This is a genomic window from Natronorubrum halobium, assembly GCF_051351675.1.
Lineage (GTDB): Archaea > Halobacteriota > Halobacteria > Halobacteriales > Natrialbaceae > Natronorubrum.
The window spans coordinates 1,361,845-1,382,353 of sequence record NZ_CP195595.1 but is presented as its reverse complement, the minus strand read 5'-3'; the positions used below and the strand labels follow the sequence as shown (position 1 = coordinate 1,382,353).

20 protein-coding genes are annotated in these 20,509 nt (G+C 58.5%); 11 read left to right on the top strand and 9 right to left on the bottom strand.

The window, feature by feature from the left end; genetic code table 11:
* Positions 1–125: 125 nt before the first annotated feature.
* From ACSFC7_RS06765 to ACSFC7_RS06725, 9 genes are all read left to right on the top strand, one after another.
* Positions 126–236 carry a PGF-CTERM sorting domain-containing protein gene (locus tag ACSFC7_RS06765; RefSeq protein WP_436346966.1) on the top strand — a complete coding sequence of 37 codons (111 nt, stop codon included), beginning with the start codon at positions 126–128 and terminating at the stop codon, positions 234–236.
* Positions 236–3,133, top strand: coding sequence for a PQQ-binding-like beta-propeller repeat protein (locus ACSFC7_RS06760; protein WP_436346965.1), 2,898 nt, complete (start codon positions 236–238; stop codon positions 3,131–3,133). Before ACSFC7_RS06765 ends, ACSFC7_RS06760 begins: the two co-directional genes overlap by 1 nt.
* 2 nt (positions 3,134–3,135) lie before the next feature.
* Positions 3,136–3,705 carry a hypothetical protein gene (locus tag ACSFC7_RS06755; protein WP_436346964.1) on the top strand — a complete coding sequence of 190 codons (570 nt, stop codon included), beginning with the start codon at positions 3,136–3,138 and terminating at the stop codon, positions 3,703–3,705.
* Positions 3,702–4,514: a hypothetical protein gene (locus ACSFC7_RS06750; RefSeq protein ID WP_436346963.1), complete on the top strand. Its 813-nt coding sequence runs from the start codon at positions 3,702–3,704 to the stop codon at positions 4,512–4,514. The genes ACSFC7_RS06755 and ACSFC7_RS06750 overlap by 4 nt, the downstream gene beginning before the upstream one ends.
* Positions 4,511–4,717: a hypothetical protein gene (locus ACSFC7_RS06745; protein WP_436346962.1), complete on the top strand. Its 207-nt coding sequence runs from the start codon at positions 4,511–4,513 to the stop codon at positions 4,715–4,717. The genes ACSFC7_RS06750 and ACSFC7_RS06745 overlap by 4 nt, the downstream gene beginning before the upstream one ends.
* Positions 4,714–5,889 (top strand): hypothetical protein, encoded by a 1,176-nt coding sequence (locus tag ACSFC7_RS06740; RefSeq protein WP_436346961.1) that lies wholly within the window; start codon positions 4,714–4,716, stop codon positions 5,887–5,889. The genes ACSFC7_RS06745 and ACSFC7_RS06740 overlap by 4 nt, the downstream gene beginning before the upstream one ends.
* 235 nt (positions 5,890–6,124) lie before the next feature.
* The gene (locus tag ACSFC7_RS06735) at positions 6,125–6,391 is read left to right on the top strand and encodes a hypothetical protein (protein WP_436346960.1); all 267 of its coding nucleotides are present in this window, start codon (positions 6,125–6,127) and stop codon (positions 6,389–6,391) included.
* Positions 6,388–6,771, top strand: coding sequence for a hypothetical protein (locus ACSFC7_RS06730; RefSeq protein WP_436346959.1), 384 nt, complete (start codon positions 6,388–6,390; stop codon positions 6,769–6,771). The genes ACSFC7_RS06735 and ACSFC7_RS06730 overlap by 4 nt, the downstream gene beginning before the upstream one ends.
* A 230-nt stretch (positions 6,772–7,001) precedes the next feature.
* The gene (locus tag ACSFC7_RS06725) at positions 7,002–7,529 is read left to right on the top strand and encodes a cupredoxin domain-containing protein (protein WP_436347922.1); all 528 of its coding nucleotides are present in this window, start codon (positions 7,002–7,004) and stop codon (positions 7,527–7,529) included.
* A gap of 464 nt (positions 7,530–7,993) precedes the next feature.
* On the opposite strand, the gene ACSFC7_RS06720 is transcribed toward ACSFC7_RS06725, so the two are convergent.
* From ACSFC7_RS06720 to ACSFC7_RS06710, 3 genes are all read right to left on the bottom strand, one after another.
* Positions 7,994–8,284, bottom strand: a complete 291-nt coding sequence (locus tag ACSFC7_RS06720) for a DUF7692 domain-containing protein (protein ID WP_436346958.1) — start codon at positions 8,282–8,284, stop codon at positions 7,994–7,996.
* Between the two features lie 334 nt (positions 8,285–8,618).
* The gene (locus tag ACSFC7_RS06715; protein ID WP_436346957.1) at positions 8,619–8,951 is read right to left on the bottom strand and encodes a HalOD1 output domain-containing protein; all 333 of its coding nucleotides are present in this window, start codon (positions 8,949–8,951) and stop codon (positions 8,619–8,621) included.
* Between the two features lie 255 nt (positions 8,952–9,206).
* A complete protein-coding gene (locus tag ACSFC7_RS06710; protein ID WP_436346956.1) occupies positions 9,207–9,587 on the bottom strand; it encodes a DUF7522 family protein in 381 nt (126 codons plus the stop codon).
* Positions 9,588–10,029: 442 nt separating this feature from the next.
* Here ACSFC7_RS06710 and ACSFC7_RS06705 point away from each other — a divergent pair, with 442 nt between their 5' ends.
* Positions 10,030–10,290 (top strand): hypothetical protein, encoded by a 261-nt coding sequence (locus ACSFC7_RS06705; RefSeq protein WP_436346955.1) that lies wholly within the window; start codon positions 10,030–10,032, stop codon positions 10,288–10,290.
* Positions 10,291–10,652: 362 nt separating this feature from the next.
* Here ACSFC7_RS06705 and ACSFC7_RS06700 read toward each other — a convergent pair whose 3' ends face one another.
* The gene (locus tag ACSFC7_RS06700) at positions 10,653–10,907 is read right to left on the bottom strand and encodes a hypothetical protein (RefSeq protein WP_436346954.1); all 255 of its coding nucleotides are present in this window, start codon (positions 10,905–10,907) and stop codon (positions 10,653–10,655) included.
* 436 nt (positions 10,908–11,343) lie between these two features.
* Here ACSFC7_RS06700 and ACSFC7_RS06695 point away from each other — a divergent pair, with 436 nt between their 5' ends.
* Positions 11,344–12,237, top strand: coding sequence for a hypothetical protein (locus tag ACSFC7_RS06695; protein WP_436346953.1), 894 nt, complete (start codon positions 11,344–11,346; stop codon positions 12,235–12,237).
* A 513-nt stretch (positions 12,238–12,750) separates the two neighbouring features.
* Here the strand turns inward: ACSFC7_RS06695 and ACSFC7_RS06690 are convergent.
* The 5 genes from ACSFC7_RS06690 to ACSFC7_RS06670 form a co-directional block, all read right to left on the bottom strand.
* Entirely contained in the window at positions 12,751–13,296 is a 546-nt protein-coding gene (locus tag ACSFC7_RS06690; protein WP_436346952.1) for a hypothetical protein, read from the bottom strand.
* 136 nt (positions 13,297–13,432) lie between these two features.
* Positions 13,433–14,206: a protein sorting system archaetidylserine decarboxylase gene (locus ACSFC7_RS06685; protein ID WP_436346951.1), complete on the bottom strand. Its 774-nt coding sequence runs from the start codon at positions 14,204–14,206 to the stop codon at positions 13,433–13,435.
* Positions 14,207–14,373: 167 nt separating this feature from the next.
* Positions 14,374–16,419, bottom strand: coding sequence for a PAS domain-containing sensor histidine kinase (locus ACSFC7_RS06680; protein WP_436346950.1), 2,046 nt, complete (start codon positions 16,417–16,419; stop codon positions 14,374–14,376).
* Positions 16,420–16,562: 143 nt separating this feature from the next.
* Positions 16,563–19,403, bottom strand: coding sequence for a DEAD/DEAH box helicase (locus ACSFC7_RS06675; protein ID WP_436346949.1), 2,841 nt, complete (start codon positions 19,401–19,403; stop codon positions 16,563–16,565).
* 95 nt (positions 19,404–19,498) lie between these two features.
* Positions 19,499–20,143 carry a hypothetical protein gene (locus tag ACSFC7_RS06670; RefSeq protein ID WP_436346948.1) on the bottom strand — a complete coding sequence of 215 codons (645 nt, stop codon included), beginning with the start codon at positions 20,141–20,143 and terminating at the stop codon, positions 19,499–19,501.
* Positions 20,144–20,509: the final 366 nt, after the last annotated feature.

Sequence of the window (20,509 nt, the reverse complement as noted above, 5' to 3'; positions counted from 1 at the left end):
CCATCGGATGATGCCGGGTCGAGTTCGAGATCGTATACCCGCGCGTTTGACCCGTTAAGCATTCGAAAGCGGTACTTCGTATTCGAGACGGATACTTCGAGCCGGATGACGAAGCGGTCGGCGGCGTGTCGTTCGGTGACTCCGCTGACGGCTCGCCTGGCTTCGGTGCCGCGGTCGCGATCGCGGCGATCGCGGTGGCCGGCGTGGTCGCTCGAGTCCGTTCGGGGGGTGAATGATGAGTTCAGCAGAAGATAGCGGCCCACAGCCCACAGCCCACGACGTCGTCCCCGGCTGCTCGCTCGATCGGCGGACGTTCATCAAGGGGACGGCCGCGGCGATCGCGGCGGGCGGGGCGGCCTCGAGCGGGACGGCCGCCGCTATCGACAACCCAAGCACGTACGGTATAGTCGCAGGTGTGAAATCCGCCGTCTCCTCTGCTGCCAGCAGCGGGAACTACAAGTACGGCGTGCTCGCCTTCGGCGGAGCCGGACTCGTCGCTCTCGCGTCCTACGAAGCGCTTCGCGACGACGTCGCGACGGACCCGACGTCGGACCCGGCGATCCTGCACCAGATGGCAACTTCGGAAGCACAGTCCCTCGCACATCACGAGGTCAACTTCAGCAACCGCCTCAACGACGCACGGCCCGTCGCGAACCTCGCGGCTCGCCACGGGATCTCGTCGGCGTGGGAAAACGGAGCAAATGCGTCGACTGGCTTTGATGCCGCCCTGCAGCGGATCCGCCAACACTACGAGACGCCTGAGTTCAACCACATCCACACGACGAACAAATCGGCCCTGCAACTGGGATACATCGCTGGCGCTGCCGAGCCGCTGCTCGAGGACGGCGAACACTACGAAAACTTCGAGGGTTACGTCACTGCTGCTGCCGAGGACCCGAACACAAGCGACAACTTCCAACTGCAATTGACTGGCGAACGCACGGTAGAGACGTTCGAACTTCACGACGGGACGATGATCTCGGACGTGAACGAGGACGAACATGACGACGTGCTCGGCGAGTACAGTGAAGCGGAACTCGTCACGCCGATCGTCGACGTCTACAACGTAACCAATGACGAGATCGTCGGCTCGTTCCCCATGATATCAGAACAGATCGTCAACTCGTGGGACGAAACGAAAGAACTCGTTCACCCGGATGTCGACGGCCTCACTGACCTGCAGTGGGACTACCGCTTCCAGATCCCGAGCTACACACCGGACGGCGTCGACGAGGAAGATCACCTCGCAACGGCGAACGTCTTCGATGGCCGCGAGTTCTGCAAACTCCTGCACCGTATTTGGGCAGACAGTGACACTGTTACGGGCAATTACTCGCAGAGCTTCGTCGAGGACCTGTACGCCGAACTGAACGCCGGTAACGTCACTTCTGACCAGATCCGAAGCCCCGAAGGAATGGTACACTTCCTCGCGGGAACGAGCGACCCGTCGAACGAGAGATTCCGTATCGCCATGCTCCAGCAATTGGGCATGGAACAACCGGACTTCTCGATCGTCTCTGGCATGGACGTGACGTGGTCGGGCGCAACGGAAACTGTCGTTTCCACCGACCCCGACCTCGACGATCGACACTCGCACCCGGACGGCTTTGTCGAAAACGAGTCGTATAACGGCGTCGTTTTCGGTGAAAACCTCCCCGAAGGGGGATACCAGCCGGGAAGCAGATACGCCGTAGGGATGCCGTTCTACTACGTCACACATGACGAAAGCGTGGTCGCCTGCGATATGAACGGCAACAAACTATTCGAGATCGACGAAGCCGAAGACCTGTACGATATTACGATCTCGCCTGACCAGTCGACCGTCTGCGTACCCGAACCGTTCAGCACTGATGCGCCCGTGAGGGCGTATGACGTGACTGACGGCTCGGTTAAGTGGTCATACACCGACGCACAAGCGTACTGTGTCGACTACAGCCCTGACGGCAACCGAGTCTACGTAGGCGACTACGAGTACGGAATACACGTTCTCGATGCAGAAACCGGAACCCACCTGTGGGACGCCACGATCGACGGAAGGCCCCGAGGGGCCGTAGGTGACTCTGACGGCAACGTGTACGTCTGCGACGGCGGTGACGGAACGGTAACTGCCTTCGACAAAGACGGTAACGAACTCTGGACAAAGGCCCACGACGTCGGCGCTGATGAAATCGTCCTCTCGCCGGACGAGGAGACGCTGTACACTGCTGACGGTCCTCTGTTTGCACTGGACCCTGCTGACGGCACTGAAAAATTCAACCTATCGTACGGCACTGACCGTGTTCACTGGTTCGACCTTTCTGACGACGGAAAAACGCTGTACATCGGCTTAGAAGCCGAGATACGTTCGGTTACTGCAGACGCGAACGGCGACGAGAACTGGACCACTGCTGTTGAGACGGAAGGTCAAATCGAGCATGTCTGCAGCGTCCCCGGTGACGACTACGTAATCGTTTCCGAATATTACGGTAACATCCTCTGTCTCGAGACAGAGCAGGGTTCCGTAGAATGGGAAATGAACGTCGGCGAGAACACGAGGGCAATCGAAACCGTCCAGTTCGCAGAACCCATCGACGGTCTCGGAGGTCGGTCTCTGATCTTCGACGACGGCCAAACGGACCTGTGGAACGGCGTGCTCGAGGTCGATGCGATGTACGATGCTGGAGGCGAGAACGTCGAACACGTCAACGAGAACACGATCTCCGATCTCGAGAACCTGACCGGCGACGATATCAGTACGATCATCGAGACCGTCGACGGCTACGACTCCGAGGACGATATTCAGTACACCCGCGACGTACTGAATATCCTCGAAGCGTACGATCTCGAGGACGACGCTGACCAAGTCGAAACGGAAGAACCGCCGTGGGACCCGCCTGAGTACGACACCGAAGGCGCTGGCGACTTCGCGAACTACATGGAACAGGTAGAGTCCATGCAAGAACAACTCGAAACTGACGAAGAATCGGAAGACGACACGGAAGACGAAGACGACGGAATAGGTATCGGACTACCGGGTTTCGACTTCGGACTCGATAGCGGCGGCGAACTCATCGGACTCGGGATTATCGCCGTGGTGGTCCTGGCGGTGGTCGGATTCGTGACGGACCTCATTCCCGGCCTAGGTAACAACTGACCATGAGACGGATTTTGATTTTTGCCACGACGATAGCCCTGCTTGCAGCGATGGGCATGGGCGGCATGGGCAGCGCGATCGCCGCACAAGAGAACGCGACGAACTCGAGCGACGATCAGCTCGAGGACGAACCCGAGGTGGAACCGAACGAGGACTACGTTCGAGAAATCGACTCAGAGACGCGAATCGTCGATTGGAGTTACAACCCCGGAATGTTCGAGATAGTCATCGAGGCCGACGAAGACACGGCCGTCTCGGTCACCGAAGGTGGCGACTACGAGGAAGGCGACGGCTCGTTCAACTACCGAGAGTTCGACATCGAGGAGGGGAACAACACGATCACCATGCCGGTCACCGATCGGCAGGGGGCTGGCGTTGCGATCGCGACGAAGCGGTCACTCGCGCAGGGCGGCGGCGCGACCCTCAGCATCGGTCAGGTCGAACAGAATCCGTTTCGTCACTTCGGCGGTGAGAGCGGGCTGTTCTCCGGCGTCATCATGACGGTCGGCATGGCCGGGGGCGGCTCGTGGTACGTGATTCGATCCGAGGAAAGCGGGGTGATTGAAGCATGAGCGACACGAGCAACACCTTCGGCGGCTGGGCGGATCGGCTCACCCACATCGCCGCGGAGGGGCAGTTGATCGTTCTCGGTCTCGCGGTCTCGCTTGGTGCCGCGTTGATCTGGATTCGGCCGTCGATACCCGGAATCCCCCCGATTGTCTTCGGTTGGTTCGCGGCGCTGTTGCTCCTGGGGCCACCGCTGCTCGGCCTGTTCGTCACGGGAGCACGAGCGCTCCGACAGCGCCGAATGGTCGAAGTCTACCACATCAACGGCGTGACTGACGCTCGAAAAAAGTTCTACGTCGAACCCAAGGTTTGGGCAAAGAAGACTGTCGAGGGACCGTCTCCGTACTCGGTCAACGACGGGGAATCCTTCGAGGTTCGAGAGTTCGACTGGCATCCCGACCAGGGCGAGCACGGAACGCTCATCGTTCGAGGTTGTTATTTCAGCCAGATGGCCGACTCGAAACTCGTCACGACGAAGGCCATGCTCGAGGACATCCACGGCGATCTCGTCGAGGCCTTCCTCGAGTTCAACCGGCTCCGGGGCCGCATCAGTAAGATGGGGCTCCAGATTCAGGGCGACGTGATCAACGAGGAAGCCGAGGCCGACGAGCGCGGACTGATGAACCCGCGCACATCGGTTAAAGATAGGTTCGAATCGGCCAAAAGCGACGCCGAAGACGCCGATATAGACGAGATTAAGGACGTCACTGAGTACGTCGAGGACTACAGCGACGAGCACGGAATCAACACGGTCAGCGGACCACCGCAGACTCGAGCACAGGCCACTGCAACCGACGGAGGGACTGATCAATGAGATACATCCACGACGGCGAACTTTGCGACGAGACGGTCGACGTACCGCCAGTGTTCGTTTTCGACGAGGCGAACGCTCGAGGGACCGGACGGACGAACACAGCGCTCAAGACGGCGGCGCTCGCACCGCTGTTAGCTAAACAGCGAAAGACCTCGATAACGCCGTTCGTCGTCGGTCACGATACCAACGGAGGGGACCGATGAGCGACGAGCAAGACAACTTCACGGTCGGTGGCTTTCGCGAGTGGCAGGACGGTAACCTGGCGCGTGATCCCGACGAGGTTCTTCCGCATTCGGGGTTCGTGCGAGACGAACAGATCGACCGTCAGATGACCGTGCGCGCGTTGCATCACGATCCCGACCGCTGGGACGGGAAGGCGTCGGCAACGTACATGGACGTCCAGAAAAACCGCGACATCCTCCGCGGCGAAGGCGGACACACAGCCCGAGAAGCGCTCAATAACGGCGACACGCTGACGCTGAAACACTACATCGGCGACCCGTCGCAGGAGGCCGACCTGTCCGGTATCAAAGCGATCACCAGGCTACAGGAGATCGTGGCCGGTCCCGCCCCGGTGATAGTCGTCTTGGGGGAGATGGGTGCCGGAAAAACGAACCTCGCGTGTCTGCTCCTCCAGCTGCGTGATCGGTGGGTCGACGGTAATCTCCTCGTCGGATCAAATATCCGCACGCTTCCGCGGAACGACGACTGGGTTCGTGACGACGGGAGCATCGAGGACGGCTGGATTCCTAACTACCCGCTCCTGAGCGAGTGGGTCCAGCAGGACGGGAATCCGGTCGAGAATCCGCAGCAACCGAAAGCGTTCGTCGGTGACGAGTTCTCGACGAACGCCTCGGGGACTGGTGAAGACGGCCAGAAAGTCCGGAAACTGATGGGACCGCTGGTGTTCAAGATCCGGAAGTACAACGGGATGCTCATCTACATCGGGCACGACGAATCGTCGATCCACCCGATGCTGTGGCGTGTCGGCACGATCATCAAGAAACCCGATCGCAACAACAAGGGGAAAGCGGTCGTCGCCGAGCGGATCTCTGGCGGGAAGCTACAGGACGTCGATCCGCGGCCGTTCACCGGCATTCCGCCGGCAGACTACGAACCGCACACGCACGACGAGGCCGACTGGTCGTGGAACGCACCTGCGGGAGACGGCGACGGGCCGGCGATTGCCGAAGACGAGGTGAAACAGGTGGCCGCCTGGACGATGGAAACATGCCGAGAGCAGGGAATGTCGGCCCGCGAAACCGCCGAGTTCGTGCCCTATAGCCACGCTACTGTCTCGAATTGGTGGAAAGACATCGATGAAGGCGGCGAGAAGCGAGAGTGGGTTAACATTGTCGAGCAGGTGATCGCATGACGGCGTCAGGGTGTAAACCTGTAAACCGCAACCGATCCCCCTTTAGTATAGGTGCAGCCCAAAGCCCACCGCTCGCTCCCGAGGGGAGCGACGCGACCGATGGGCGGAGCGTCTCACGAACAGCGGAGGATTATATATTACCACGCGTGGAGCGCGCGCAAGACCTAAGGAAACAGACATTTTTTAGATGTCGATTTCGAAAAAATCGCGTCGCACGTGATGGGGGTCGATCGGCGTGACAGTCGTGCTCCGGTATCTGGTCGATGTGGCTCGGTTCACCGCTGTCGATCTGGCCCACGAACTACGGCGAGACTACGAGCGGGGTGTGTTCTCGAGACAGAACCTCGCCGGGATCGGCGTCACGATCGCGGGCTCCGCGTTGGCGATCGCGACCGGCGGGTACGGGCTGGGTGTGATGGGTCTGTTCTTCGCCGGGTTCTTCACGTGGTCGACGGCTCGAGCCGATCGGCGCTGGCGAGACGAACGGAGGAACGATCCGTGAACCGCTCGAAGCGAGCGAATCACTTCGGGACGGCGTGTGAGAAACGGATGGCGAAGAAGCGGCAGTTCACGCTTGAGCGGGCCAGCTGGCACGACGCGAAGTTTCAGAACGGAACGCCGGTAGAAATCAAGAGCACGATGCTCGAGCACAGCGACGGCCAGCCGGGGAATTTCAAGGTCTACAGGGAATATCACGAAAAGCTCCGGCGAGCGGGCGGCTGGTACTGTTTCGTCGTCTACCGTCCACACGGCCGCTCCGGCTGTACAGTTGTCAACAACAAAATGATGAAGTCCTCGAGTCTGCCGTTGCTCAAGTGGCACGGCGGCGGCGACCATCGTGGAACCGAGCAGGCGAAGATTCCGATAAACGACATATTCTGATTTGCGATTCCAGTGACACCTATTATTTAACTACTGATATTCGTGAATGCCATGCACACTACACGTGCGTACTGGACATTGATTCTATAACTGCTATCGGATATTATTCATGCGCAGCGAGTACCTATCTGATAGGATTTGGTCCCCATGCATTAGACAGGGATCTGGCTATTCGTGTTGAGCACTACACCGATCCAATGGCACGAGATGAGCGATTCTCTCGCCGGCGGATGCTCGAGTTGACAGGTATCGCAGCGTCGACAGCGTTCGTCGCCGGCTGCGGTAACGGTGGTAACGACGGTGGCGGTAACGGCGGTAACGGCGGTAACGGCGGTGACGGCGGTGACGGCATCGAGATTGAGCCCGGCACGCAGATTGAGTTCGACGGGCAGACGGCCGGCTGGGTCGGCATCGCGCCCGACTCGATCGCGGACGAGGAGAACCCGACGCTCATCCTCCAAGAGGGAGAAACCTACGAGATGGGCTGGACTCAGGGCGACGGTCAGGATCACAACATCGAGATCCGCGACGACAGCGATGAGATCGTCGACGACCTTGCGACCGAGGTGACCCCTGATCCCGGCGACGACCAGTGGTTGGAGTTCGAGGCCAGCAGCGAGATGGCCACGTACGTCTGCGAGGTGCACCCAGATGCGATGGTCGGCAATATTCAGGTCGAAGGTGGCGGCGGTGGTGGTGGCGACGGCAACGAGACCGAGGGCGGCAACGAGACCGAGGGCGGCAACGAAACCGGCTAACAACTGCTACTTCGGCAGGTCTTGGCAGTTGTTGAAGTGAAGATGCAGAAGAATAACCCTCTAATGCACTTGCCCCAATTAGGATTAGAACTCGTTACTCTCGGCGGCGAGGCCCGATTCTGAGTTGCTGTTGAGCGCTGCTCGACTGGATCGCCTTTACCGTCAACAGGGCCGGGGCAGGCTGTGATGACACGAGACGATGGCGGCGGATTTCCATTGTGCCCCGACAAATAAGTGTGCGTCTCCAATATCTATAGCTCTGGCACTTACAAAGACATGGTTGTTTCCCAGTACCGGCTGAAGTTTGGTGGAGATGAACCAACTCGTCTCTTTCCGGTGAAACAACTCTATTAATGTGTCGTTTACGTATCTCCCTCGACGACTGTTCTTGTACGAGTGAGACGTGCATTACCTGTACTTGCCGCGAAGGACAAATCTCTCGGCGGTTTCAGTGGGTCTCCAGATCACATCTCACCTTTCGTCGTAACTGAAAGTTCAGTCTCAACAGTAAATTTAACTGCCCGAGTACTCAGCGTTTCGGCGATCTCCCGGCGCTGTTCGCGAGTGAGGTCGTCGCGCTCGAGGACGTGCGTAGCTGCGGAGACGAGCTGGTCGACGTCTTCGCAGGCGAACGCGACCGCGTTGCTCCGGTTGCAGTCGTAGAACCGGGAGGCTTTCTGGATAGCGTCGAATCGCCATTCGTTACCGTCGTCAGTCCGGATTCGAACCGATCCGGGCGTCTCTGAGTGAGACATGGCCGTGAACACAACCCGCCTAGCCTAGTTTTTTCGGTTCACTCAAACGGTCTTAGTTTATAAAGAAGGGGTCTGGCCCGGTGTGATCGGCGCGGTGACCGTGGCGATCTCGTGGGCTATGGGCCGAATATGAACACGGCTGGTACTCGGTTCGTGTTCATATCGAGGAAACCGTTTCTCTCGACGTTCAACCGCCAGGAGTTGCATTAATCCTGTCTTTTACGATGTTCTATTCAGATGAAAATCAACTGAACACCACGGTAAGTCCACATGCTTATTGATCACCGGTTATTCTATCAGCTACGGATAGGGCCAGTGATACAGCGACATCAATTTACTCGAAAATTGGCGATGGAGTGTCTGGCCCAGTTGGATCACAAACACGTATTTGACCATCGTCTCGAACAAAAACATTCCATCCGTCAGCGGTGAAAGCAAGGACTTGTTCTCCTGAGTGGGGAGCATTCGAGTGGTGCTCAAACAACTCGTTGAGCGCCTCCGTATCGATCGTCTCGTACAATGGCGCAAGGTCTTCTGGCTTGGTATCTGTCACCACCGCAATTGCTCTAATGACCGCGTCAGCAGGGGCCGTGTCGCTGTCGCTATCATAGTGGTGAACTCCTACCGGCGTACAATCGCACTGTAGCGATAGTTGGTCCTGATTCATTGGCGATCCTACCCTAGTAGTGAACTTCAGTTTAGGGGGGGCAAGATAACTAAAAAGAACAACTTCGTCTGTACTGATCACTGCCGCTTATTTCAGCCACTCTAATCGACGTTCATTCAAACGATAACTATGGATGTTTATTGAGCGGTCGTTTGAACCCTATTCTGTACTTGCCAGCGGAAAATTCGACTTTTGTCTCTCATAAGCGTCCTCATAAAAGTGATTACAGGCCTGTACTGAGGTACAGGAAATCCATCAGGAGTCAGATTCTTCGAGTGCAACTACTGCAGATTCGATTGTTCCTTGAAGGTCGTCTATTGCAGCAGTATCGATAGCAGCTAATACCCCTTTATTTTGGTCTTTGATGAGGTGTAACTCTATCGCATTCTCGAAACATCGTAGAACGCATTGTAAGTCACCATGAATATATAGCGATTCTTGATGATCTTGGTCAATTGCTTCCAAACGTGCATCTCGGAAAACGTTCTTAATCTCCGAAGTGTCATATTTCTTTTTGACATCATTTCGAATATACACATGTTCACTATCGCCTTCGTCGTAGTAACCAACGCTTCGAAGTTCATCACCAAACCTATACTCAAGTTGCTCACGGACCCGGTCTGCTTCGATTTTCATAATATACCAACTGTATTTTATACGTCATAAATATAGCGGCCGATACTGATCAGTGTTGGTATCAAATTGATGATTAGCCCGTTATAGTCGGACAAACTGTCAAAATGATTCTGCGCCTTTGCAGCCTCAAGGGCGATAATGATATATGAACGTCCTGCACTGATCATAGCTTCTCACCGAATCATTCTCCAAAGAAGCGCGTGATCTGGGTCATACATCTGCGAACTGAACGAAGTACCGGATTCTACATTGCCGATCGCGTTGATGTTTTACTTCCACTATTCATAGTTCAGTCTACAAGATTAAAATTTTTAGTATAAATTGAGCTACTTATATCATGGCTATAGAACGAGGACCTCAGGGAAAAAGACACGTTCCAGCACATCAAAAGGGGTGCTATTATCACCGAATATCTGACTGCTGTTGGCTATGTCTAATTCGAATGACTATCAGTTCGACGTCTTCGCCGATCCGGTATCGGATTCAGAGCGCCGATACTCTGTCCGAACATGATCTCATCGGCGAGGAAATTCTCGTTCCGCAGATAGACGCCTCATCAGATGAGGCATCCGTCGAACATACGACAGGAATAATCACAAAAGTACATACTCTCTCCAGTGACAGTCCCGACATTCTTTCCACATATATAGAAGAGAAAGACAAAGTAGTTCATATCGATCTGACGGCTGGCCCGATAGCGTAGCGAGTGATCGCTAAACTGATACCGAACACTGTATCGCCTGTACTTATCGTTGTGAGTTTCGAGTCTCACCCACGGAGAGTTTCGGCAGAGCTGATCGGATCTACTGCTTCAAAAGACGTCGGTGGTGGACCGACGTCGGAGCTCCCCATCCGCTGGTGGTGTGTCAATCGGACGGGCCGATCAGAGATCGGGCGTCAGTGGCTATTGACGTTGGCACGATCTCGACCGGTGACGGTGGGTTACGAATGTCCCAAGTCGAACGGAACCTGTCGGCAACGACAGTACTCCTCACCCCCGTCAGATGGATTATCTGAGCACGGGTGATTAAGCCTACTGGCCGTCAGAGGAGGCTTTTGCCGGTGTTATTCATTCTCCGCCTCGAGTTGCTCCTCGAGGTTGGCAATCCGGCACTCTTGGGCAAGTAGAATCGAGATGAGGTGTGTGGTCATCGGATTGGGGTGGTTCTGGATCCCCCCAGCGTCAGCGAAGTTCCGCGCTTGGTCGAACAGTCGTTCGAAGTGATCTTGATATTCAAGACGGAGTGCTCTGTGGTAGGGTGACCACTCGTTTTCAAATTCACTGAGTGTGTCGCGGTAGGTGGGGTTTGTTTTGCCCATGTAATCCAGAGTGAGCGGACAGCAGATAAGCAACGGAGGGCAGTTTCCGGAATTCCGATACGCTCTCAATTAGTTTCGACACACTCACTCGTCTGCAATGATAATCTCGTCAACCGCTTCTTCACTCTGCTCGATCTGTTGAATGGCTTCTTCGACTTCTTTCTGAGTCGCTTCGTCCATTCCTTATCCTGTATTCTCAATATAGAGCATAAAACACCGCGACTGGATTCTAATTGAGAAAACACCTGTTTGGATTTCACTGTACACACAGATATTCTCAGCTCGTGTGCATATTCGGGAGACCAGGTTTGCCAGCGTGCAACCGGAAGGGGAGAGGAGTGAGGATTAAACTTCCCGTATAGACACAGGAATTATATACCGTCCACTCTCATAGGAATGTGATAAACATTCAATGATTTCTCTATTTGTTGAATCTGTGAATATCTTTGATTGGCTGCAACAGTGGTCCCAAGTAATCAGCGGAATTGGATCACTAGTATTATCGTTATCACTCGTATATTTATATTTTAGACAGACAAACATACAGAGAGAGCAAGCAGAGATCCAAGATGAGCAAGAAAAATGGATGGAAGCTAATCACTTTCCTAATTTAACGATTCATGATTATGAGATAGAGAACGAGTGTGGTTTAGATGTGGTCAAGATAGATGTTGAGAATGTCGGTAACGGATCCGCAATAAATTTGCGATGTTTTTCCAAATGCTACGTACCAGCGTTTGAATATCCATTCTCAATTAGACGGCCTGTATCTACAGAAGAATATGCAAAAAGGAAAAACGGTAGTTATTTGAAATCAGTCTTTGAATCAAATGAGGAATTGTGGGGAGATTTAGATAAACAATATCCATTCAGTGGCACCGTTAAAGAAAGAGGTCTTATACCATCAGGGGCGTCATTAAAACCTTCAAACCGTCTTGAGCTTGAAAGTATAGTGATGTATAATTTTGAGAGTGGTCAAGAGAATGTTATATGGTCGAGGGAGGACCTGATTGACAAAGTAGCAGATATAGGGTTAAATAGAATGATTTGTTACGTATTCGTCAGATATGAAGATATGTCTGGAGAATCGCATGATGAGCCAATTTGTAATTTTATTATCAACTCCGATCGAGAACATACTTCACTAGTTAATCAAGACCACCGACTTTCAATTTTTGGAATAGCCGATTCTGATGATGAAATAAACTGGGACGTGACCAATAAAAAACCGCGGGGAATACGGCAATCAGTAAGAGAATATAAATATATAACTAAGTGGTATTTAGACAACTTATTTAAGCCATATCTTGATAAATATAGGCAGAGTTGACAACCGTCTCCGAAATCTGGGTGTTTCGACTTCTATACTCTTCCATTTTGCCAAACAACTAATGGGTATGTTTTCACGTATTCATCTCGGCGGGACCCAAACACCTATGTTTCAGTTCCGTGGTGCGGAGGGCGGGGCGGTTATTTTGTGACCTCAGCTCTAGCCACAATTTCAGTCCCAGCAGTAGGCACATCTCCTTTCTTCTCTTTGTCTGATTGCTTCAGTTACACTGAGTCCGTGCTGATCCGCGATCTCGACGGCCAACTCAAACGCATGGTCTTCAATAGGTGTTCCCTTGTATTCATGAGCGAGTAGAGCAAGTCTATTGACGATCAACAAGTCATCTTGTGGATGTCGCATAACGGACCAGTTTGGCTTCGCCATCACTGATAAACTCTCGTAGGATCAACCACCGTTTCATGTGCTTCAACTGGAGTTCTACGTGCGGAGGATGGGCAGGGGCGCTGTAATTTTTTGGCCCTGTCGCCTTGGCGACACCGGACAAAAGTAGGGTTAGTTGCCAACTTTTCGTGAGACCTCATCCGGCTGGGTGATGTTATTACTAACAGCCCTCGAGATCGCTTCACCGAATGCAAGTTGATCCTCTCCGAGACGGATCTCTTGCATCACATCGCCGCTTTCACTTTGCAACTTGATGGTTACGTTGCCATCCGCAGCGCTGTAGCCCTCAATCACCAAGATAATGCCCATGAGACCGACACCGAATCCAATCACCAACATCAATCCCATTAGGCTCCCCTCGAGGCCTGCTGCCGCTGCGAAGGAGACAAACCCGATGACGATGGAGAGTATCCCATATCCGACTGTTTCTTGGTCGAGATCGGGTTTCTTTTGTTGTTCTATCTTCGTTCCGCCCACCAGATCGAGGTGAAGCGTGTCTATCAATGTCCGCTCAGTGTCTCCCCCACTCGCTCGTACTGAAAACAGCCGCCGATCAGTCAGAAGGAACGTCTCTACCTCGTTCGATTGTGCATTGATCGCGGTTTCTTTCTCACCAATAAATGGCTGAACTGTATCTAAATTGTTTTGGGACGGCATCGATAGTTAGCTATCTGATTACCATCGGTTGATACTTTCGCCCAAGATCATGACTGATAATCGCGAGACTTCAATCGTCCAAGGGAGCCGAATATTGGCACGGCGGTGGTGAGAATTTGGTTTTGTATCGCGGTGATCAGAGTTCGATCTCCGCACCAACGGGAGCCTCGAGCACCACCGTCTCCCCAGCCGTCATCGCGTCCCCGATCTCCACGTCGATATCCTCGAGATCCACCTCGGGCGGAAACAGGAGATCCACCCGGCTGCCGAACGCGATGTGGCCGATTCGGTCGCCGCGCTCGAGTTCGTCGCCGCGCTCGGCGTAGGGGTGAATCCGACGGGCGAACGCGCCGGCGATCAGCGTCACCTCGGCGTCGCTCAGCGGCTGGTCGGCTTTCGCGTGCGGATCCTCGGCGACGGCAGCGCTACCGCCGTCGGCGGTGGGATCCGCATCGCTCGAGTCCACCACCTCGTCCGGGTCAGCCGTCCCGTCGGTCGCCTCGAGTGATCCGGACGCGGGCAGATTCGACGACTCGGTTTCACACCGCACGTGCACGCGCTCGTTCCGGTCCGAGTCCTTCGAGAAGGCCGGCCGGTTCGCCCCGGAGACGTGCTCGACGTCGGTCACCGACGCGGAAAAGGGCGCGCGGACGACGTGGACGTGCCAGACGTTCATGAAGACGCCCAGCCGAACGCGGTCGCCCTCCTCGCGGAGCACGGAGACGTTCCCGTCGGCCGGCGAGACCACGCCCGTCGGCGGCGGCGTTCGCTCCGGATCGCGGAAGAACGCGAGCGTTCCGGCACCGAGTGCGAGCGCGACGAGACTCGCCGTCACGCTGAAGACGAACGCGAACGGCGCGGCGAGCAACGGGAGGATCGCGTACTTCCAGGCCCCCGGCGCGAAGTTCATGCACCAACCCACGTGATCGATTCGTATGGCCGTTACGGTGGGCCGCGACGGTGAAACACGCGAGACGGTGAGAGACGGGAGACGAAGAGAGACGCGGACTGCGACGGTGAGAAACGGTGGGCCGCGACGGGAAGCTCGCGTAAACACCTGCTCCGAAGGAACGACCCCTACCGAAGCCGCTCGGCCGGCTGTTCGCGCGGCAGGGTAAACGAAAACGTCGAGCCCTCGCCGGGTTCGGACTCCACCCAGATCTCCCCGCCGTGGCGCTCGACGATGCGCCGACAGAGCGCGAGCCCGATCCCCGTTCCGTCGTACTCGTCGCGGCTGTGCAGCCGTTGGAACACCTGAAAGACCCGTTCCGAATCCGTCGGATCGATCCCGATCCCCTCGTCACGGACCGATATCGTCCAGTTCCGGCCGGTTCGCTCGGTCTCGACGTGAATTCGCGGCGGCTCGTCGCCCGAGTACTCGATCGCGTTCGAGAGGAGGTTCTGGAACAGCTGTCGGAACTGGCTCGCGTCGCCGGGGACCTCCGGTAACGACTCCGCCGTGATCTCGGCGTCGTGCCGATCGATCATCACCTGCAGGTCGGTCAGGACGTCCTCGAGCAGCGCGTCGAGATCGACGGGTTCGAACGGTTTCCCCTGCGAGTCCACCCGAGAGTACTCGAGGAGCCCCTCGATCATGTCGCGCATGCGTTCGGCGCCGTCGACCGCGTACGCGATGAACTCCTCGGCGTCCGAATCGAGGTTGTCGGCGTAGCGACTCTCGAGCAACTGGAGGTAGCTCGAGACCATCCGCAGCGGCTCCTGGAGGTCGTGGCTGGCCGCGTATGCGAACTGCTCGAGCCGTTCGTTCGACTCCTCGAGTTCGGCGACGGTGTCGCTGAGTCGACGCTCGTAGGACTGGCGTTCGAGGGCGGTCGAAATGATCGTCGCGACGCTCTCGAGGAAATCGACGTCGTGGTCGGCGAACTCCTGGAGCTCCACGTCGTAGACGGTGAGGACGCCCCACGGATCGGTCAGCGGGCCGACGGTCACGCCGATACCGCTGCGAACGCCGGTGTCGCCTCCACCCACCGTGTCGACGACGCGAGCGTCGGCCTCGAAATCTTCGACGACGACGGGTTCGCTCGCGTCGAGCGTCGCACCCGCGAGCGAACTGCGTTCGTCCGAGCGTCGCGTCTCGTTCTCGATGAGCGCGTCCGCACAGCCGACCTGCGAGCGAACCTGAAACAGGTCGTCGGGGCAGCCGGGGGTGCTCTCGAGGAGCGCACAGCACTCGACGTCGAGCGCCGTCGTGACCAGTTCGGCCGCTTTCTCCGGCAGGTCGTCGGTATCCGTGCTCTCGAGTGCGTGCCGACCCAGATAGGCGACCGACTCGAGTTGGGCGACCTTCGCCGTGAGCGTTCGCTCGGCTTCCTTCCGCGGCGAAATGTCTCGGAACAGGCCGACGAAGTATCGATCTCCCTCGTACGCGAAGTCGTTGAGGGAGACGCCGAGCGGGACCTCGTGGCCCGCTTCGTGCTGTCCCGGCAGTTCGACGTAGGTCCAGTTCAGGTTCCGCTCGCCGGTCTCGAGGTACCGCTGCAGCGCGTCGAGGTGCGTCTGGCGAAGGCGCGGCGGGATGATGTTGACCTTGCTCGAACCGCGGAGTTCGTCCGCCGAGTAGCCGAGAATGCGTTCGACGGCGGGGTTGGCGTACTGGATCTCGCTGTCCGTGTCGAGGACGATAATCCCATCGGGGAGCGCGTCGGCGAGCGCCTGAAACGTCCGACCGTACGTGAGTCCGCCGTCCGACTCCGACTCGGGCGGGACCGGTCGGCGGTTGATGACGCCGGCGATCCGTGGCTCGTCCCCGTCGGACTCGAGGAGTTCGAGGTGGACGTCCTCGGAGCGGACGGTCTCCGCGTTCGTCCGAATCGGGAGCGTCGTAGACACCGGCCGTCCGTTGCTCTCCTCGGCGACGATAGACTCGAGGGAGGGAGCGTCCGCCCCCGAAATCCGTGAAAACGATGTCTCGAGGAGTTCCGAACGGTCGTACCCGGTCAGCGACGCGAACGCGTCGTTGACGTCGGTGATCGTCCCATCCGGTCGGATCCGAAAGCTCGCGATATCCGCCGCTGCGAGGAGCGATCCCGGTTCGCGGCTGTTCGCCGCATCCTGACGGTCCGGATTTCCGGGGGGTGACGAAGACGGCGGGCCGGATCCCATTGCGCGTAGTTGGCCAGACTCCGACATAAGGGCTGTGTTCCCGCAAACGGCGTCTGGGCGGGAACAAACCGGCGGCCGACGATAGCCGACAGACGGTATATACCGGTCGAATACAGGCGTTTCGGTCCCGAAAGGCAGTCGTTTCAGTCCCAGAACGACTGCGTACGCGCGTACTCGCGTTCCTTCGAGAGGATGTCCCGATAGAACTCGTCTTCGTCCTCCCGGAGCTTGTTGATGATCCGGGCGGCGTTGTGCGGACCCACGCCGCGGGCGGCCATCGCGATCACGGCCTGCCTCCCGTGGCTCTGGACCAGCCCGGCGCTGCGGTAGGCGCGTTCGGTCATCTTCGTTTGCTCCTCGTCTTTCTCCTGCGCCCGAACCGCCTGCACGACCTCGTCGGCCCACGGATTCAGCGAGGCGATCCGGGTCGATCCGCACTCGGGACACTCGGGCTGGTCGCGAACCCGCTTGACCTTGGTCTTCGCCTTCCACTCCTTGCAGTGCGTACAGAGCAGGATGATCCGGTCGTTCTGAATCCGCTCCCGAACGGTGTTGATGACGCTCGCGTCCGCGTTCTCGGGGGCCAGCAGTTCCTTCCCGCTCGAGGACCGGCCGCCCAGTCCGACCGGCGTTCGGCCCCGGTGAGTCACGAGTTCGATCTCGCCCGATTGGAGCCCCTCGAGCACCGCACTCGCCCGCTCGACATCCAGGTCCTCGTGGAACACCTCCCGGATCGACTCCTGGTACATCGGGGTGTCCTCGAGCGCCGCGAGCAGACGGTCGTTCGAAATCCGGCCCGACCCGCTGGCCTCCCAGCGTTTGAGCGCGCCGAACTTCGCCGAGACCTGCGCGAGTCGGAAGGCGAGCGCGTCCGAGTTCTTGAGTCCGAGTTCGACGATGGCCTCGACGTGACCGGGATCGGTCTCCTCGAGCACCGACAGCACGTCGCTGGTCGCGACCGAACTGGGAACCTCGAGTTCGATCCGGTAGGGATCCGTCTCGAGACCCACGGAAGATCCGGACTGCTGACCGAGCAGCGCGGAGAGCACCCGTCCGAGCGTCTCGTTCGCCGTGTGGCCGAACGGCGCGTTCAGGACGACGGTCCGGCCCTGACGCTCGAGGACGAGTCGGTCCGCCGTCGGCATCGGGGCCTCGGCCTCGGTCTGGCGCTCGAGTTGCGAACAGGCCTCCGTGAGGGTGTACGAGTCCGCCGGATAGCGGTGCGCGAGTTCGCGACCGACGGCGGCGGCGTCGGCCCCCGCCGATAGCTGCGGTTCCGCGACGCCGCGGATCTCGCCGACCTCCCCCGCGACCGGGGCAGGGACGGGAATCTCCTGGCCGATCCAGGAGGGGACCTCTCCCGCGGGATCCTCGATCGGACTGACCTTGACCCGCCCCTCCTCGTCGTCGATCTCGGCGATGCGCCACATCTCGCCGCGCTGGATGAACACCTCGCCAGGCTGGGCGAAGTTGACGACGAACCGCTCGTCCAGGGTCCCGATCTGTTTCCCCGAAGCGATGTCGTGGACCTCGTAGGTCTCCTCGTCGGGGATCATCGAGAGGTTCGCGTAGACGTACTGCCAGGTGCCGCCGGTCGTCTCGAGCCGATCGTCGCCCTCGTCGAACCAGACGATCCGGTTTCGGTGGAGCTCCGAGACGACCTCGCGGAACGTCTCCTCGGGAAGGTCGCGGAACGGATACGCGCGCGTAACGGTCTCGTATGCCTCCCGAAGGGGCGTCGCACCGCGGCTCTGGACGAACCCCGGAATCTGGTTCGCGACCACGTCCAGACTGCCCTCGTGGATCGCGGCCGGTTCGACTTCGCCGTCGCGGGCGCGGCGCGCGATCGCGAGCGCTTCGAACGTGTCGTCGGGACGGGTCGTGACGATGGTACCGCTCGAGACCTCGTCCTGGCGATGCCCCGCACGACCGATCCGCTGAAGCAGCCGCGTCACTTGCCGCGGGCTCTTGTACTGAATCACGTGATCGACCCGGCCGACGTCGATCCCCAGTTCCATCGAGGACGTACAGAGCAGCCCGTCCAGTTCGCCCGCCTTGAACCGATCCTCTACGTCGATTCGGGCCTCCTTCGACAGCGAGCCGTGGTGGACCCCGATCGGGAGATCGAGTTCGTTGAATCGGGACCCCAGCGCCTCCGCCGTCTGTCGCGTGTTGACGAATATCAGCGTCGACTCGTGTTCCGCGACCAGATCCCGGATCAGCCGAACGTGGCTGGCCGTGTCCGCTTCGGTCATCAACTCGCCCGAGAGCCGTTCGTCCTCGTCGGTGATCTCCGGCTGGCAGACCGTCACGTCGACGTTGCTCCCGACGTCGATCTCCCGGATCTCGCAGGGCCGACCGCCGGTGAGAAAGCCGCCGACGTCACCCGGATCGCCGACCGTCGCCGAGAGGCCGATCCGCTGGATCCCGTCCGCGAGATCCTCCAGGCGCTCGAGGCCGATCGCCAGTTGGGCGCCGCGCTTGGAGGCCGCGAGTTCGTGGACTTCGTCGATCACGACGTGAGAGACGTCGACGAGCGCCTCCCGCAGCCGTTCGCCGGTGAGCATCGCCTGCAGCGTCTCCGGCGTCGTGACCAGCACGTCCGGCGGATTGTTGGCTTGCTTACCCCGCTGGTACTGCGTCGTGTCGCCGTGGCGGACGTCCACCTCGAGATCCAGGTAGTCGCCCCACCACTCGAGGCGTTCGCGCATGTCTCGGTTGAGCGCTCGCAGCGGGGTCACGTAGAGCGCGCCGAACCCCTCCGGCGGCCCGTCGTCCGCGAGCAGGTGATCGAAGACCGGCAACATCGCCGTCTCGGTCTTGCCACTCCCGGTGGGTGCGATCACGAGCGTGTGCTCGCCGGCCGACAGCGGCGGAATCGCCAGTCGCTGCGGTGCCGTCGGCGTCGAAAAGCCGCGCTCGGAGAGCGCCCCGCGAACCGTCGGTCCGAGGTGCGTAAACGCCGCGACGTCGCCCTCACTCATCGAAACACCGTAGGGGCGAGAACCGGATAAGCACCACGTTCCCGGAGAGATCGAGCCGATCGGATCGGACTCGAGAACGTACCACGTGCCCGTCCTCACTCCTCGTCGGCGGTCGAGTCGTTGGTGTCGTCTTCGTCGGCGGTCGAGCCGTCGTCCTCGTCGACCGAACTCTCGTCCGCATCGATGTCGGATCCCACATCGTCCTCGTCGATCATGTCCTCGACGTCGTCCTCGACGGACAGCTCGCCCGGTTCGGCCGGCTTCTCCTGAATCTCGTCGCTCGATCCCGACGTGATCTTCGCGGACGACGGATCGTCGGCGAGATCGACGTTCGTCTCCGCGTCGTCGACCGGCTCTCCGGCCCCGGACGCGGAATCGTCGCTCGATGCATCGGTGTCGGCCTCGGTCTCCGTTTCGTCCGTCGTGTCCGTCTCGTCCTCGTCGGAGCCGACGTCGCCGATCGGAATGGCCTGGGGCTCCGTGGGAACCGCATCCGGAACGCGGTCGCTGACGGCCGAGGGGACGGCGTCGACGGTCCGTTCCCGAATCTTCTCGAGCGATAACTCTCCCTCGTCGTCACTCGAGCCGACGACGCGAGAGACGACGTACGCGACGCCGGCGGCTCCGAGGGCGACGAGCACGAGGGTTCGGAGCGCCCTGCTCGAGTCGGTGTTCGTCGCGTCCGGCGACCGATCCTGTGACGGTGACGTATCCCTATCGACGGCGGATCGAACGCGCATCGGAAACCGTACAGTGCCGCTCCGGAAGTCGGTTCGGGGTGCCAGCGCAAGCGTCGATCGGCGACGATCGAACGGAGTTCTGACGGGCGGCCTCGAACCGCCGGAATACCGGTCGGCTCGGGCGAGTAGCGAGTGCATTCTCGATCACCGGTGCGGAGTAACCACTCCGAAACCAGCGTATGTCGTCGCCTACTCGTTCCTGACATTCCGGTATCCATGTCATATAAAAATACGTTAATACAGTAGCTCGATCAAATGAGTCGATTTAGACCACGATCGGCGAACCGATCCCGTTCGGGAAACCAGCCAGTCTACGGTTCCGCTCGCGAGAGCCTCGGTCGCGAACCTGATACCGGACGCGAAGCC

Excerpts from the sequence above, each read along its gene's own strand:
- ACSFC7_RS06745 (WP_436346962.1), top strand. The coding sequence starts at position 4,511 with ATGAGATACATCCACGACGGCGAACTTTGCGACGAGACGGTCGACGTA.
- ACSFC7_RS06670 (WP_436346948.1), bottom strand. The coding sequence starts at position 20,143 with ATGCGCGTTCGATCCGCCGTCGATAGGGATACGTCACCGTCACAGGAT.
- ACSFC7_RS06700 (WP_436346954.1), bottom strand. The coding sequence starts at position 10,907 with ATGGGCAAAACAAACCCCACCTACCGCGACACACTCAGTGAATTTGAA.
- ACSFC7_RS06690 (WP_436346952.1), bottom strand. The coding sequence starts at position 13,296 with ATGCCGTCCCAAAACAATTTAGATACAGTTCAGCCATTTATTGGTGAG.
- ACSFC7_RS06685 (WP_436346951.1), bottom strand. The coding sequence starts at position 14,206 with ATGAACTTCGCGCCGGGGGCCTGGAAGTACGCGATCCTCCCGTTGCTC.
- ACSFC7_RS06715 (WP_436346957.1), bottom strand. The coding sequence starts at position 8,951 with ATGAATCAGGACCAACTATCGCTACAGTGCGATTGTACGCCGGTAGGA.
- ACSFC7_RS06675 (WP_436346949.1), bottom strand. The coding sequence starts at position 19,403 with ATGAGTGAGGGCGACGTCGCGGCGTTTACGCACCTCGGACCGACGGTT.
- ACSFC7_RS06710 (WP_436346956.1), bottom strand. The coding sequence starts at position 9,587 with ATGAAAATCGAAGCAGACCGGGTCCGTGAGCAACTTGAGTATAGGTTT.
- ACSFC7_RS06725 (WP_436347922.1), top strand. The coding sequence starts at position 7,002 with ATGCTCGAGTTGACAGGTATCGCAGCGTCGACAGCGTTCGTCGCCGGC.
- ACSFC7_RS06755 (WP_436346964.1), top strand. The coding sequence starts at position 3,136 with ATGAGACGGATTTTGATTTTTGCCACGACGATAGCCCTGCTTGCAGCG.
- ACSFC7_RS06705 (WP_436346955.1), top strand. The coding sequence starts at position 10,030 with ATGACTATCAGTTCGACGTCTTCGCCGATCCGGTATCGGATTCAGAGC.
- ACSFC7_RS06720 (WP_436346958.1), bottom strand. The coding sequence starts at position 8,284 with ATGTCTCACTCAGAGACGCCCGGATCGGTTCGAATCCGGACTGACGAC.
- ACSFC7_RS06760 (WP_436346965.1), top strand. The coding sequence starts at position 236 with ATGAGTTCAGCAGAAGATAGCGGCCCACAGCCCACAGCCCACGACGTC.
- ACSFC7_RS06740 (WP_436346961.1), top strand. The coding sequence starts at position 4,714 with ATGAGCGACGAGCAAGACAACTTCACGGTCGGTGGCTTTCGCGAGTGG.
- ACSFC7_RS06750 (WP_436346963.1), top strand. The coding sequence starts at position 3,702 with ATGAGCGACACGAGCAACACCTTCGGCGGCTGGGCGGATCGGCTCACC.
- ACSFC7_RS06680 (WP_436346950.1), bottom strand. The coding sequence starts at position 16,419 with ATGGGATCCGGCCCGCCGTCTTCGTCACCCCCCGGAAATCCGGACCGT.